Below are 14,302 nucleotides of genomic sequence, written 5' to 3'. Positions count from 1 at the left end.
CGCTCTTTTCATCACTTACGTTCTTCAATCGTATCCGTTAAAACCTTGGCCGGTAGCATGCATGATACATAGTAACACTGCCATATAAACTATGATTACAGTCCTTTACTCTATAACCTTTTATGAACATCCTTTGAACTTATCGGCTACTATAAACTTACTAACGTATTACTGTGTATTTAATTCAAGTAACTGGCCTTTCTTGGCAGATAAAAGGATTGTCTCTTCCTTCTCCCCCACCATATGCGTTATCTTAAGCACATTATCCCGAATAATCTCGAGTTCCTTTATACCGTTATAAATTTCACTTTCGGCCAATTGGAAAAATCCAAAATCAAACCATTGATAAATTCGTATTCTCTCACTTCCCTCTGCTACACGTTCAATAAATATCAGCTCCTTACCCGGAGCCGAAACCAGATCCTCCACATAAAAATCCCGCCAGTTGGCTGCAATCTGCGATCCGGTCCATTTTTTTATAAGTTTTTGGTTCCTATATTGAAAGATGAACATCCTATTTTTTTTGGTTTTATCAAGTACCGTGGTTTTCCTAACTGCAATCATAATTTCTATATCGTTATTACCATCGATATCTGCTGTTTCTATCTTCCAAGGCTTTAGATCCTTAAAATCATTTTCGTAGCTCCGTTCCCACACTTTGTTATCTTTTTGTTCAAATACAACAAAGCTATCTCCATAATCCGATCGACCGTCTTTACTCAACAGGCCATATATCACTTTGTCTTCCATAGAATAATCAATTATGTTTTCACTATCCTTTAAGAGCTGCTTTAGTTCATCTAATAAAAAAAATCTTGGTCGGGAATTGCTATTGATGATTATACGGATGAATACACAAGCTAGGAGTAGAATAAGTACTATTAAAATTACTTTTTTGTACAAAACCCGAAGCCGGTTATATAAATTAATCATTAATCGTTACTACTCCTTTTCAATGAGTACTCTTTAGCAAAAAGCATCCACATCGTATTAGTACTAATTTTTTGTTTGATCTACTACCCATATTTTACCACTCATTGTGTCCCATAATCAACACGAATAAAAAATTATTAAGATGATTCCCTAATCTATTGATTTATATAGAATAAAAAGCCGATGTATCCCTCAGAATGACGAAATACTACGGCTTTCATAAACATTATTTAAAACTTTTTTTCAGACTCCGCAAAAACAGTTTTTCCAATTCAAGGTCTGCCTGCTGTCCATTGTATAAAACCTGATGCACAGCATTACATATGGGAAGCTCAACCTTATATTCTTTCCCTAATTTAATTAAAGCTTCTACGGTATAGTAACCTTCAGCCAAGTCTTTGTATTCTTCTCCTTTTACATACATTTCACCATATCTTCTATTGTGGCTAAACTGAGAAAAAACGGTCGCTTCATAATCTCCCAGATGACACAGCCCATAGGCGGATAATTCACTACCTCCCATAGCTTTTATTAATCTGGCAATTTCTCTTGTCCCTCTGGACATTAAAGCACCCTTTAGAGAGGTCAGGTTTAAACCATCCAGCATTCCGGCGGCAATTCCGATTACATTTTTCGCAGCAGCTCCTATTTCATTACCAATTAAATCATCTCCATAATAAAAACGGATTAAATCACTGCTAAAAGATAATACTAATAATTCTTTAGCCTTATCATGCTTGCTATCAATTACCATACAGTTTGGAATCCCCTTATAAAATTCCTGAACATGGCCCGGTCCCAGCCATACTGCTACTTTGTTAGAGCTGTCGATTCCCTCCTCAATAATTTCGGTTAAACGTTTCCCTGAGGATATCTCAATTCCTTTCATACATAATACAAAGTACTTGTGTTTGGGATGATAGGACCTTAATTCCTGTACTAGATTTCTTAACCCCTGGGAATTAATCGAGATTCCAATAACATCTGAAAGAACTGCCTGTTTTAGATCCGTTTCAAGCCGAAGAGTTTTTGGTATTTCTATCAACCCATTGGAGCGCTTCTCTTGTAACCTAATCATATGTTTCGAATTTTCTCTACCGTATAGCACTACCTGATGTCCGATTTTATCTAAATACCAGGCGATGAAGGATCCCCATCTGCCACAGCCGATCACTGTTACTTTCATAATCTCGATACCTCACTTTAAGCTATTAATTATATAGGATCTATCATATTGAATCGTTTCATTATATACAAAATCTATTGTTATACCTTCTATCAGAATTTATATCCTGATTTATAATTCCTCTAATTTTATATCCTCTAACTCATGAAACTTCATAAAACGCCTTAAGCACCTATCTATATTTTGCTTCATGCCCTTGGTCAGTGATATATCCTGCTCAAGCCACATCTTTTTTACATTAAGAACATTTTCTTTTCGGTCTGCTACTGCCTCAATTCTTCCAATAAATCGATCGCCTGATAGTATTGGTAAAACATAATAGCCGTAATTCCTCTGATGGACAGGGGTGTAAATCTCCCACTTGTACTCAAAGCCAAAGATTTCTTTGATCAATTTTCGATCCCATAAGAAGGAATCAAGTGGTGCTATTAATTCCGTTCTCTTTTTTAATTTGGGTTGAGAAAGGACTTGTTCAAGAATGTTCTTATCCTCAGTTAAGCAGTAAAATGTATCCTTAGAACCTTCCACATGAACACTCATTATTTTTTCCTCTATTAAAAGCTCTTCAAATACCTTCTTTCGTAAATCTGCTTTTAGATCCCAAATAGCAAGCCATGCATCCGAAGGCTTATTCCACAGTAAGCCCACTGCAGATATTCTACGAAGTACCCGCCACTTAAAAAATTCCATATCCTCAGGGAAGGGTTCCTCTGCCTCCAGGTAAACCTTCGGTATGAAATCCTCTGCTAAAGCATAATACTTCATGGTTCCTTTTTTATGGTGTATTATTAAATCACCTCGAAAATATAGGGTTTCCAGAGCAGCTCTGGAAAGCTTTGTTTCGCTCCAGTACCAATCTACTTTTGCATCAAGATCAATATCTTTCGAGCAAACAGGTCCCTTTTCTTTTATGATAGCCTTAATATTATCCGCTACTTTACCAACTTCTTCCTGACCCCGGCTAGACCGTCTGTAAGCTTCTCGGATACGCTCAAAATACGGCCAATCCTTTGTTTCCATTATGCTTAAGTTCTTATCAAAATAATCAATGAGAAGCCTGTCCCGGTATAGTAGTTCATATAACATATCCTTTTTAAAGCCCTTTACCCTTGATTGTAATACTAAATCTGCATTCTTTCCACAGACATCGATGGGATCATACTGAATGCATCCGGCCTGGCGCACAAATTCCAGCACTCCCTCTTTCCCAATAAATTTATAGTCACCAAGGAGACCCTGTTTTAGCAGTATAAACTGTCTAGCTTGTTTGTTCGATAATGTTATATAATCCATAAGCTTTCTCCATATTTTATATAAATCAAATCCACTAATACTGTATATTTTCAAGATATAATCCACAGGCCTGGGCCATATCGCCTGTTTGGTTCCGCTGTTTTGCCTCGATAATTTTAGGTATCTCATTCGGCTCACATTTACCTAATCCAACTTCTATCAAGGTTCCAACCATTCGTCTTACCATATTATAGAGAAATGCGTTTCCCCGTATTCTGATGTTGATAAATCCTTCTTCCTCATGGATCTTAATCGAATAAATCTCTCGAACCATGGATTTTTTCTTCGTTTTTGCATTGGTATAAGCAGTGAAATCATGGGCCCCGATAAAATACGAAGCCGCCTCTTCCATCAATGTTATATCCAGCTTATCTTCGATATGCATACTATATTTTCTCATAAAAGGATTAGTATATTCCCTGTTCCATATTCTATACAGATAGGTTTTCTCTTTCGCATGATACCTAGCATGAAAGTCTTCCGATACGGTAGCTACCTCAATTACAGAGATATCCTGAGGAAGATAATGATTTAGATATTTCATGATATCATTACCCGAGAATTCTTTTGAGGTCTTAAAGTTTGCGACCTGTGTTAAGGCATGTACCCCAGCATCAGTTCTACTGCAACCGATAATCTCTGTTGGTTCACCGATTAGCTCCGATAACACATATTCTATTTTACCCTGAATGGTATTTTCACCGTTCCCAAGCCTTTGCCATCCTTTGTATCTTCCACCATCGTATTGTATTAATAATTTATAGTTATACATTGTTTCACTCATCCTATGATTTTTTGATATCGTTATATCTAACATTATTTGCTATTATTATCATAGCATACACGAACATATGTATCAATTCCTTTGCCTCATCTTTTTAGAAAATACAGATTACATCAAACACATGTTTATTCTTTAAATGCCGCAAGAGATATTTTTTTCCAAAGAAAAAAGAGTTGTTGCAAAATGAATAAGTAGGGTAAGTCAAATCCCCCGCTGATTTATTTTGCAAACAACCCCTTCTATGATATTTATATTTGGTTATCTTCTCTTACTAAAATTGTTTCTTTGTCCGCCTCTGTGATTTCCACCACCGCTACTATTCCTCTGTTGTTGTTTTTTCGCTCTTCTGCAATCAGGACATCTCTGTGGTTCGTTATCAAATCCCTTTTCCTTGTAGAATGCCTGTTCGCTTTCCGTAAAAACAAATTCTGCCTTACAGTCCTTACATGTTATTACCTTATCAGCCATAGCTTTACCTCCTTAATTAGATGGAATTATAAAATCCTAAGTTTTACTCCCAGGGCAAGATTTGAGATATCTGTATCTTGTTAAATTAAAGAGGTTGCATGGAATATATCAATCCAGATTAATATCAAGGGAATATTTCTAGATTATAACATTGTATCTGCCGAGAATCAATCACATTACGAAAATAATTCTATATTTTTACATTTTCTGTAATGTTGGTCTATGCCATAAAGGGAATAAAGAGACGGTTCCTTGTATAAAATAAAGGAATCAGATAGATAAGGAGTTCCCATGCAATACATTGTATTTGATTTAGAGTTTAATCAGGCATCCTCTTCGGAGATTGTGCCTTCTGACAAAAAAGCCAAAAGTCAGTGCCCCTTTGAGATCATTCAGATTGGTGCCATAAAACTAGCATCGGATTTTCGCGCCACGGCAACCTTTAACCGCTTTATCAAACCTGCTGTTTATAAAAAAGTCAGCCCCTTTATTACGGATCTGACCGGTATAACCACAGAACAGCTGGTAAAAGAGGGACTGTTTCCTGAAGTTTTCTATGCATTTCTTGATTTTATCGGAGAACCTTCGGAAGCCGTTTTTTGTGTATGGGGAAGAACGGACATGAAAGAACTTTATCGTAACGCAAAATATTATGATCTGGATCAGAATTTATTACCTAAGATGTATATCAATGTCCAGCCATATGTATCAACTTATCTTGGGTTCTCAAAAAATAATCTTCTACGCCTTCAAAACAGCGTTGAAGCATTGGGAATCGGAATTACCTTTCCGTTTCACAATGCTCTTTATGATGCTTATTATACTGCACAAATACTGAAAAAGTTAAATCCTATCTCCATACAGGCCATGCTTTACGACCCTTCTTATGTTGGTATAAAGCACAGACAACCAAAACGAGTCATTGATTTTGATAAACTGATCGGACAATTTGAGAAAATGTATGCCCGTAACATGACAGAGGAAGAAAAACAGATCATCAAGTTAGCTTATCAGATGGGTAAAACACAACAATTTATCCGAACCGAGACCCCTAAATCATAGATTCATCAATTAATTAACTATTGGTTGTATCGATAATTCTATTACTGACTTTATCTATAGCTAATAATTTAGCTTACCACTTAATCACTAAAAACTTTACCAACAGAAGCTGCATAAACAACAAATTCATTCTCTGCTTCATAAGAAGGATTTGTATCTAGATCCAATAAGGCATCTGCCAGTGCCTGATCATATGCACCGATAGCACAGGTTCCGCAATCAATTGCTTCACTGGCGAGATAGAGATTCTGACACACATGCCCTGCATCCAGTAAGGCGTACTTATGAGCATCCGTTGTATATCGCCATTCACTTCGATATGGTAATACCGTCCAAACAAAACTAGCCGGTGCATTACCAAAGAAGGTCTGACCGCAATAGGCTTCCGATACTCTGTCAGCTTGATTATCTAATTTTTTTAGATATTCCAGTTTATGTTCCATTGCCAGATAATGATAGATACCGGGCTCCAACCCTTCCACCCGGTTGATAAAGAGATATGTTTCAAAGGGATGTCTGGCACCTGCGGAAGGAACTGTACGCATAGTAGCTTTTCTTTGCTTACCCACAACCGCTTTCACACCTTGGGTTGCCCATAGGAGAAAGGAAAGTTCCTCTAGAGTAAGCCCTTCCTCACTATATCTTCTCTTACTGGTCCTTGTGTTTAATAAATGAAGAAAATCATTCTTCTTTATTACTCCTTCAAAGTTTCTGCTAAGGGGAATAATCTTCGTTCCTTGGCATATTTTATCCATAGGCGGCTGAGGCTTGCCTTCCATCTGGTCACTAATTACACCTTCGTTGGATACCGCCTTCATCATTTCTCTTAATTCCATAATTCTTAGTTTTATTCTGTCGTCTTCCATTTTTAATCGTATCCTTTCGTTCCTTAATTAATTTAAATGCTTTTATTAACATATCCTACTACTGTTTAATATAAAAAACAAGAGATTGAATAATTCCTTATATTATCCAATAATCAGGTGTTGATAGATTAGTATAATATATCAGCTAACCGAGCATAGATGATGTTATATATAACTACTGTTAGAACATAGGCTATATAAAATTACTGATGAGGATTTAGAAGCCATAGGAGATCGAGAATATAGAAAACAAGAGGTAATCCGATTTGTATGTGGATTACCTCTTGTTTTATTTTTAATAATGGTTCGCGCTAACGTTTATTAATTGTTCTTTTTGCTACACAATAGAGAGAGATTTTGAATCACTTATGATTTTAGAAGTATTAGTTTTTTTGCTTATTGGATACTTTTAATTTTTAAGAAGCAATATATACTGAAGACGTTACACGAATTATAATTATATCCTCAAAAGGATAATTAGCTAATCCAATTACCCTGCTTAGTAATATCCCAATCACCGTCATCATATTTGGCTTTTACGTCTTCTGCCCCAATTGCACCGAGACCGCTTCTCCATTTTTCTATTGCACAGGTAATCGTCTTCTTTTTCTCATTATACTCTATATTACTAATCTTAATCAGGATACCTTTTTCAAAGTTCAGGTTCTCTTTATCAATGATACCCTCTTCCGCCAGTTCCTCAAAGGTTCCCTCTATCACTTCCATACCGTATTCTTCTTGGACCAGTGTAAACATCAATTCCTTCTCTGTTTGCGAAATATTACTCCATTGTGTAGTATCGAAGGCTATCGTGGTAATATCATGATTTAATCCGGTATCTATGTTATAGATATCATCAATTAAGGCTAAGTATCCATCAAGCAATACATTCACTCCGATCCTCTCTATGCTCGTTGCCCTAATCTGCGCAGGATAGGATTCCATAATCTCTCCTCCATAGTAAATCTTTATCCTATCTAGTACTTTCAATTTTGCCGTCTCAATGTTATTCCCCTTCTTATCTGTGATCTCCATATCGGAAAGGCTGATTGATATTTTATCCGATGACTTGTATTCATTACTTTCAGAATCAGGAGTTACAAGCAGACTTTTTTCTCCTGCTTCAATAATCGTTGCCTCAAAGGAAATTTTTGAATCTTTCCCTTCTGATAATTCCTTTTTGGAACAACCTGTACTGATACCTACTATAATAAATAACCCTAACAACAAGTAGATTAACTTTTTCATAACCATCCTCCATTTTAATTCTTCTAACATCAGTTTCATTGCCCGGATGACATACCTTATTTCTAAAATAGAGTATTTCATAATTCATTAAAAGTATGGAACATAAAGCTGTTATTATATTCACTTATTCCGGTATTAGATTTTGTTTTATAATATATAGACGAATGATATCAGAAAAACGTTCCTTATCAATTAAATGATATTTATCTAATGGTAACACTCTATTTTATAGCCGGTATTAATAAAGAGTTTTTCTAAAGCAAGTTTATTTCTTTATAAACTTCTCGCACCTATCCCATGAGTGTAATCCCAGGCGAATTTCATACTCTTGAAATGACGTTTAACACTTATAGGATGAGCTTATTTACTCAAAAAAATCTCCTATAGCCCCTTAGTATAATATTCCAAGGTCCATAGGAGATATTTTTATATCGTTACGACATTATTTTACCAGTTCCAGAACACCCCATTTTTCTGTAGTTGCCCAAGAATTATCGGTTAAATCATTGAATTTAGCAATACTTTGCCTCATACCCATTGCATTGCTGTCATTAATCTGTGCATCAAAGCCCATTACCATTCCTTCTTTGGCTGTTTCCACAAGTGGAATAGCCATTTCTACAAGATAACCGTGATCAGTTTTCTTAGCTGCTGCTTTAAAGCCTGCTTTGTCGGGTTTAGAGCCGAAGGAGGATAATCCTTCATAATTTACACGGTACTGTCCATCATCTACATCATAATAAGCCGTCTTATCGTTCTTCTGATCTAAGAATATCTCCACAGAATCCTGTTCATATGCATTGAAGGATTGGCTATTCAATAGACTATCCTGTACGTCAAATAATACATAAACAAAGCCCTCATCCCATAAAAGTTGTACGTTACCAGTAGCCCCTTCCCAGGCCGTAAGCTGGTTGTTTACAGCTGCCTTAGGCGCATTTGTCCAGATATCATCGATTGTACCATCGATTTGAGGGGTTCCATAAGTCGCTTGTGCTGCTTTTACCACGACCTCTTCCTCTGGTTTCTGGTTGAGCTCAAGATATTTCTCCGGGTCTAGAACCGCATATACTGCTTCCTTCGGAGTAAAATCCTCATTAAACAGACAGGGAAATCGATCGCTTCTCCAACTCCTGTGGTCTACATATCCCCAGAAGGTTACTCTTTCAATCATATCCTTATATTCCCTAAACAACTTAAATAACTGGGCATATACAATTGCCTGTTCTTTTTCCTGTTCCTCACTAAGACCGTTAGGAGCGGCATCATTCACCGTAATATCCAGCTCTGTTATACTTACCTCAACACCCAGCTCAGAGAATTTCTTTAAACTATATTCCACGGTCCCGATTGACGTTTGCGTATTATAATGTCCCTGCATACCGATACCGTCAATCGGAATGCCTCTTTCCTTAAAGTCTTTTACCATGGCATATACTATATCCGCTTTATCCTTGCTGTTTAAGTTATAATCATTGTAATATAATTTAAGATCCGGGTCTGCTTCTCTGGCGAAGGTAAATGCCATCTCAAGATAATCCGGTCCAATGGAAGTCAGCCATTGTGTCTGGCGAAGACATTTTGTCCAATCGCCGTCAGCCGGAAGTCTGACTCCGTCATTAATTGCTTCATTCACGACATCCCATGCCGCAAACTGCCCTTTGTATTTTTCTACAATATTTGTTATATGGCTACGTAACTGTTCTATTGACTCTTCTCTGCTAACATTTCTTCCTAGCCATTTTCCGCTCTGGCTGTGCCATGCCAGTGTATGTCCAATTAAAACCAGACCATGTTCTTGGCCAAACTGCACCATCTTATCCGATTGAGTATAATGAAAATTTCCTTCCGTTGGCTGCATATACTCCGGTTTCATAAGATTTTCCGGGGTTATAGCGTTAAAATGCTTTAAGGTTAGTTCCATATCGAGACCTTTTGTATTGGCATCTGTGTATATGGTTCCCAAAAGGAAATCATCTTCATAAGCTTCATATAAAGAAAAATCCTCAGGCCATTTATAATCTACTGCTTCATTTTCTTCCTTCTTATCCTCTTCCTCTTTATCCTCTTTCCCCGGATTGGTTTGGATATCGTCTTCTGCATTATTCGTATCTAGGTTCTCTGTTTCTTGTTTCACGGTATTATTACCTTCGTTATCGGTACTACCTCCAGTATTATCCTTGCTACAAGCCGTTAAAATTACCGGTAAGACTAAGCTTAGAAAGCAAAGAAACACCAGCTTTTGCTTAAATCGATAAAGCGTCTTCATTTTTTTGATATCCTTTCTTAAAATTATAATTTATGTAGTATTATTTGCTATGAAGTCCATAGCTTTCACTTGCTAAAAGGGTTTAGCAATCACTCTTATTATACAAATAAATCATCTAATAGTAAAGCTTATTCCTCTGTGCGGTTTCATCAATTTTATTCGCAGTTTTTAGGGCTGAGAAGGCATTCTCATAGTCCCCTGTTTCTGAATATATTTCACTTAGAGCCCGATATGCTTCTGCGAGAGTCTTAGTTTCCCCTACGATCTTCATCTTTTCGATTCCTATTAATACTGCCTGCTTGGCCTCCTTGTGTTTTCCCAGTTTAGTAAGACAAAGGCCTTCGAAGGTTTTATATCTCCAAAAAATCAGATAATCGAATTTAAATGGTGTGTATTCTGGATCTTTTATTTCATTGATAATCTCCAATGCTTTCTTATACTCTCCTAAAGTATAATATGACATGGCCATTTCAGATCGGATAATTGGTGCGCCTTTACCAATAGAATTTATGGCTTGTATAAAATATTCCAACGCCTTCTTTGGATTTCCCATTAGATTTTCACGCATTCCGTAAATCCCCTGTATGTTGGCCACTCCCCATAGATTTTCGCTAAACTCAGCAAATTGCTTTGCTTTGGTTAAATGCTCATCAAAATGATCTGTCCTATCCATAAACAGATTTAATATGGCCATATTCTTATATAATTCATCAGATTTATAATAAATTTTTGTTTGCTTCGATATGTCCAAAGCTTTCAATGTTACTGCTATACTCTCCTCTAATCGATCCAAGCCTGCATATAGAATAGACCGAATATATAAGGTTTCTATCTCAAAGGCATAATCCTTATTGATAGAATTTTCATATATGACATCGGCTTCCTCAATAATCATCAGACATTTTGTATAGTCAAAACTCTTCCAGGGTATTCCGACTAATAATTGATATGTTTTTGCAGCATCGATATAAAGATACTTATTTTTGAAGATAGCTACTGCTTGTGATATATAATTCTTACCTTCCTCATAGTGTTCCAGTTCAATTAAGCATTCCCCGTATTTTGATAAGAAATCTGCATAGAGCTTACTGCTCTTATCCAGGCTATATTGATCTTTGATTTCCTCAAGATAAGTGATTGCACCTGAATACTTATGATTCTCAATCATGGATGATACTTTTTTTAACTTCCCATGAATCTCATCCACCAAAAGATTATCCTGATAGGAACCGTCCTCTAAAAAATAAGATGCCGGTTTCCCCAGCCTCGCAGCTAGGTATTGTAGATTTTTCATAGAAGGCATAGCATTATTGTTCTCAATCTGACTTAACATACTTTTTGTCATCTCGTTGCCGGCTAAGTCCGTCTGTGTCATTTTCATTTCTTTTCTTAATAATTTAATTTTTTCACCTAAACTAATAGCCATATCGCCATCCTCCATTCATAATATCTTAATTATAGTAAAAATATCTTAAACAATCAATATTAAAATATACTTATATTGCATTCTACAGAATAATGTTTAATTAAATTTAATTTTATTGTTGACAAACATTATATATTTCCATATAATACAACTATAAAGTTTAATTTAATTTAACATTTTGAAAAGGAGTGTGTGAATTTTGGATACAAAATATGAAAACACAAAGATTAATGGATTGTCACTTCCTTATGAAATTAATAGTTCTAAAGAAAAGTTTAATTTAATTTTATTTTCATTGGGTAAGACTGTATCTTTACTTGGTACTTATATCTATTCCTTCGCTATATCTCTTTATATTTTAAGAGTGACCGGGTCAGGAATGTCCTTTGCTCTCAGCATTTTAATCGGCACGCTGCCAAGAGTAATATTAAGTCCGGTAGCCGGCTCATTATCTGATCGGGTAGATAAGAAAAAATTAATCGTGATTTTGGATTTCTTAAGCGGGACTGTCGTATTAGCTCTTCTTACCTTAAGTTTTCTTTATGGATTGAGAATTCCTTTCATCTATATAGCCACTTTGCTCCTGGCTATCATCAGTACCTTTTTCAATACCTGTTTTTCAGCTGCTATTCCTCGATTGGTTTACGATCATAATCTTGTTAAGATAAACTCTTATAATCGTGCTATTGATTCAGGTAGTCAGGTATTGGGACCAATACTTGCAGGTCTGGTATTCGGTTTTGTTTCTATCAATTTATTTTTGTTTATTAACGGAGTATCCTTTCTGTTATCTGCAATTTCAGAGTTATTTATTAACTTTAATCTTAACAGCTCCACAAACCAACAAAAGCCTACCGGTAATATGAGTATGAAATCCATAGGCGAGGATATCAAAGAAGTATTTGCTTATATAAAAACCAATAAAGTCTTATGTAGACTGATACCCTTCTCCATGACCTTTAACTTTTTAATTACTGCAAGCCTTACCGTTATATTTCCCTTTCTAGTTATCAATACCCTTAAAATGTCCTCTATCCAATATGGTTTGATTGAAGGTGCGTTTTCCGTTGGTATGTTATTCGCTGCAATAGTGATTGGAAAGCTTCCGGAAAAGGAGAAAAAAAGAAAAGACCTAACCCGAGGTATTATAGGAATGGGAGCCTCATTAATTATCATGGGTCTTCCCGGACTAAGTTTCCTAAGCGGGCTTAACACTCATGTTGTTTTTAGTCTGTATCTTATTATGGCCGTCACTTTTGCTTTCTTTTTGTTATTAGTAGATCTTCCGTTACAGGTTGTAACGCAAAGGTCTATTCCAGAGCACATGCTGGGCCGGGTTATGGGTATATTAGCCATGATTTCTTCCAGTCTAATGCCCCTTGGTATTATCCTAGCCGGAGTTACAATGGAGATTATTCCTGCTTACTTCCTGTTCTTTATCACCGGCTTTTATTTTATCCTATCCGCCCTGTTTATGTATAAAAGTAAGGCTATGCAGGAGTATTAAAGCAGTCAAAGAGGGCTGTTTCAAAATAATAACGGGAATATATTTTACCTCTCAAACAGTGCATTACGGTAAAATCATATTCCCATCTTAACTTTTTGAAACATCCCCTTATCATTCTGCTTTACAATTAAACATCAAGTCCTATATATTAATAGCCTTCCCTAAAATCAACCGTGTTTCTGAGTGGTTGATGTTTCAAATATCGATTTAAATTATCTAAAAAGATATTCATTCTTCTTTTATCGTTGGACGGCGACCCACCTGAAGAGTGTGGGGTTATAATTACATTGGGCAGTTCCCATAGCGGATTATCCTCTGGTAAGGGCTCCGGCGTGGTAACATCGATTCCCGCTCCCCCGATCCAGCCTTCCTTAAGGGCTTTAATCAAAGCCTCCTGATTTATTAGTGATCCTCTGCCTACATTAATTATGAAAGCATCCGATTTCATAATCTTTAATTTCTCTTCCGATATAATTTCTTGGGTTTTTGGCGTACTTGGTAGGGCCAGTACAATATAATCAGATTCTGCTAATACTTTATCTATCTCCTCCGTGCTATAAATCCGATCAACATATTCCGGTGTTTCGGTTATTGTTCTTTTGATTCCAAGAACATTGGCCCCCCAGACTTTCGCCCTCTTTGCCACTTCAGTGCCGATATCACCCATTCCTATTATTCCTATCGTGGAACCGTAAAAATCTCTTTCACCACTAACCCCCTGCCACTTTCTTTCTGCCTTTTGGTAAGCATACTCCTGAAGCTTACGATTATAGGAAAGTATCATAGCAAAGACATGTTCTGCAATGGGTAAGCCAAATACACCACTGCTATTGGTTAATACAATCTCCTTATTACAATAAGACTCTTTATCAACAAACCGATCTGCACCGGCGCTGGGTAGATGAAGCCACTTTAAATTCTTGGCTTCCCTTAGCTGTTCTTTACTCGGCCATCCAAAAATAATCTCCGCTTTCTGTACCATCTCCATGGTTACTTCATCGTGCTTTCTTACGTTTAAAGAAATCATCGATGTTGTATTTTCAATCATTCTTTTATATTCTTCTTTCATAGGAAAGATACTATTTGTCATAACTAAAATCTCGATACGATTATCCAATTGCAATCTCCTTATCAGTCAGTTATAGGCTACATTAATAATTTTTACATAAGCATAAAAGACTGTCAATGATGAATGACCTGCTTCTATTTGTAGTATTCTATATTCTTTATTAGAACTATATAAAATAGCATAATCCTGCA

12 protein-coding genes are annotated in these 14,302 nt (G+C 36.3%); 2 read left to right on the top strand and 10 right to left on the bottom strand.

Features of this window, described 5'->3' with window-relative positions:
* Nucleotides 1-168 precede the first annotated feature (168 nt).
* From I5677_RS07935 to I5677_RS07915, 5 genes are all read right to left on the bottom strand, one after another.
* Nucleotides 169-933 (bottom strand): hypothetical protein, encoded by a 765-nt coding sequence (locus I5677_RS07935; RefSeq protein WP_197661037.1) that lies wholly within the window; start codon nucleotides 931-933, stop codon nucleotides 169-171.
* 226 nt (nucleotides 934-1,159) lie between these two features.
* Entirely contained in the window at nucleotides 1,160-2,119 is a 960-nt protein-coding gene (locus tag I5677_RS07930; protein WP_197661036.1) for an NAD(P)H-dependent glycerol-3-phosphate dehydrogenase, read from the bottom strand.
* 111 nt (nucleotides 2,120-2,230) lie between these two features.
* Nucleotides 2,231-3,412 (bottom strand): winged helix-turn-helix domain-containing protein, encoded by a 1,182-nt coding sequence (locus I5677_RS07925; protein WP_197661035.1) that lies wholly within the window; start codon nucleotides 3,410-3,412, stop codon nucleotides 2,231-2,233.
* Nucleotides 3,413-3,446: 34 nt separating this feature from the next.
* The gene (truA, locus tag I5677_RS07920; protein WP_197661034.1) at nucleotides 3,447-4,184 is read right to left on the bottom strand and encodes a tRNA pseudouridine(38-40) synthase TruA; all 738 of its coding nucleotides are present in this window, start codon (nucleotides 4,182-4,184) and stop codon (nucleotides 3,447-3,449) included.
* Nucleotides 4,185-4,454: 270 nt separating this feature from the next.
* A complete protein-coding gene (locus I5677_RS07915) occupies nucleotides 4,455-4,664 on the bottom strand; it encodes a zinc-ribbon domain-containing protein (protein WP_197661033.1) in 210 nt (69 codons plus the stop codon).
* A gap of 291 nt (nucleotides 4,665-4,955) precedes the next feature.
* On the opposite strand from I5677_RS07915, the gene I5677_RS07910 reads away from it, so the two are divergent.
* Nucleotides 4,956-5,726, top strand: a complete 771-nt coding sequence (locus I5677_RS07910) for a 3'-5' exonuclease (RefSeq protein WP_197661032.1) — start codon at nucleotides 4,956-4,958, stop codon at nucleotides 5,724-5,726.
* Between the two features lie 80 nt (nucleotides 5,727-5,806).
* Here I5677_RS07910 and I5677_RS07905 read toward each other — a convergent pair whose 3' ends face one another.
* The 4 genes from I5677_RS07905 to I5677_RS07890 all read right to left on the bottom strand — a co-directional run bounded on the left by I5677_RS07905 (nucleotide 5,807) and on the right by I5677_RS07890 (nucleotide 11,535).
* Nucleotides 5,807-6,592, bottom strand: a complete 786-nt coding sequence (locus I5677_RS07905) for a SagB/ThcOx family dehydrogenase (protein ID WP_197661031.1) — start codon at nucleotides 6,590-6,592, stop codon at nucleotides 5,807-5,809.
* A 477-nt stretch (nucleotides 6,593-7,069) separates the two neighbouring features.
* A complete protein-coding gene (locus I5677_RS07900; protein WP_197661030.1) occupies nucleotides 7,070-7,840 on the bottom strand; it encodes a DUF3221 domain-containing protein in 771 nt (256 codons plus the stop codon).
* 442 nt (nucleotides 7,841-8,282) lie between these two features.
* Nucleotides 8,283-10,109 (bottom strand): endo-1,4-beta-xylanase, encoded by a 1,827-nt coding sequence (locus tag I5677_RS07895; protein WP_197661029.1) that lies wholly within the window; start codon nucleotides 10,107-10,109, stop codon nucleotides 8,283-8,285.
* A 115-nt stretch (nucleotides 10,110-10,224) separates the two neighbouring features.
* A complete protein-coding gene (locus tag I5677_RS07890) occupies nucleotides 10,225-11,535 on the bottom strand; it encodes a helix-turn-helix domain-containing protein (RefSeq protein WP_197661028.1) in 1,311 nt (436 codons plus the stop codon).
* Between the two features lie 199 nt (nucleotides 11,536-11,734).
* On the opposite strand from I5677_RS07890, the gene I5677_RS07885 reads away from it, so the two are divergent.
* Nucleotides 11,735-13,042 (top strand): MFS transporter, encoded by a 1,308-nt coding sequence (locus I5677_RS07885; RefSeq protein WP_197661027.1) that lies wholly within the window; start codon nucleotides 11,735-11,737, stop codon nucleotides 13,040-13,042.
* A 148-nt stretch (nucleotides 13,043-13,190) separates the two neighbouring features.
* On the opposite strand, the gene I5677_RS07880 is transcribed toward I5677_RS07885, so the two are convergent.
* On the bottom strand, nucleotides 13,191-14,159 hold the full coding sequence (locus I5677_RS07880; protein ID WP_243456527.1) for a D-2-hydroxyacid dehydrogenase: 969 nt from the start codon (nucleotides 14,157-14,159) through the stop codon (nucleotides 13,191-13,193).
* Nucleotides 14,160-14,302: the final 143 nt, after the last annotated feature.

Source organism: Mobilitalea sibirica, assembly GCF_015999265.1.
Classification (GTDB): domain Bacteria; phylum Bacillota; class Clostridia; order Lachnospirales; family Lachnospiraceae; genus Mobilitalea; species Mobilitalea sibirica.
The sequence above is the reverse complement of the archived record's forward strand: the minus strand, read 5'-3'. Positions and strand labels throughout refer to the sequence as shown.

Excerpts from the sequence above, each read along its gene's own strand:
- I5677_RS07915 (WP_197661033.1), bottom strand. The coding sequence starts at position 4,664 with ATGGCTGATAAGGTAATAACATGTAAGGACTGTAAGGCAGAATTTGTT.
- I5677_RS07905 (WP_197661031.1), bottom strand. The coding sequence starts at position 6,592 with ATGGAAGACGACAGAATAAAACTAAGAATTATGGAATTAAGAGAAATG.
- I5677_RS07900 (WP_197661030.1), bottom strand. The coding sequence starts at position 7,840 with ATGAAAAAGTTAATCTACTTGTTGTTAGGGTTATTTATTATAGTAGGT.
- I5677_RS07935 (WP_197661037.1), bottom strand. The coding sequence starts at position 933 with ATGATTAATTTATATAACCGGCTTCGGGTTTTGTACAAAAAAGTAATT.
- I5677_RS07895 (WP_197661029.1), bottom strand. The coding sequence starts at position 10,109 with ATGAAGACGCTTTATCGATTTAAGCAAAAGCTGGTGTTTCTTTGCTTT.
- I5677_RS07925 (WP_197661035.1), bottom strand. The coding sequence starts at position 3,412 with ATGGATTATATAACATTATCGAACAAACAAGCTAGACAGTTTATACTG.
- I5677_RS07930 (WP_197661036.1), bottom strand. The coding sequence starts at position 2,119 with ATGAAAGTAACAGTGATCGGCTGTGGCAGATGGGGATCCTTCATCGCC.
- I5677_RS07910 (WP_197661032.1), top strand. The coding sequence starts at position 4,956 with ATGCAATACATTGTATTTGATTTAGAGTTTAATCAGGCATCCTCTTCG.
- truA (WP_197661034.1), bottom strand. The coding sequence starts at position 4,184 with ATGTATAACTATAAATTATTAATACAATACGATGGTGGAAGATACAAA.
- I5677_RS07890 (WP_197661028.1), bottom strand. The coding sequence starts at position 11,535 with ATGGCTATTAGTTTAGGTGAAAAAATTAAATTATTAAGAAAAGAAATG.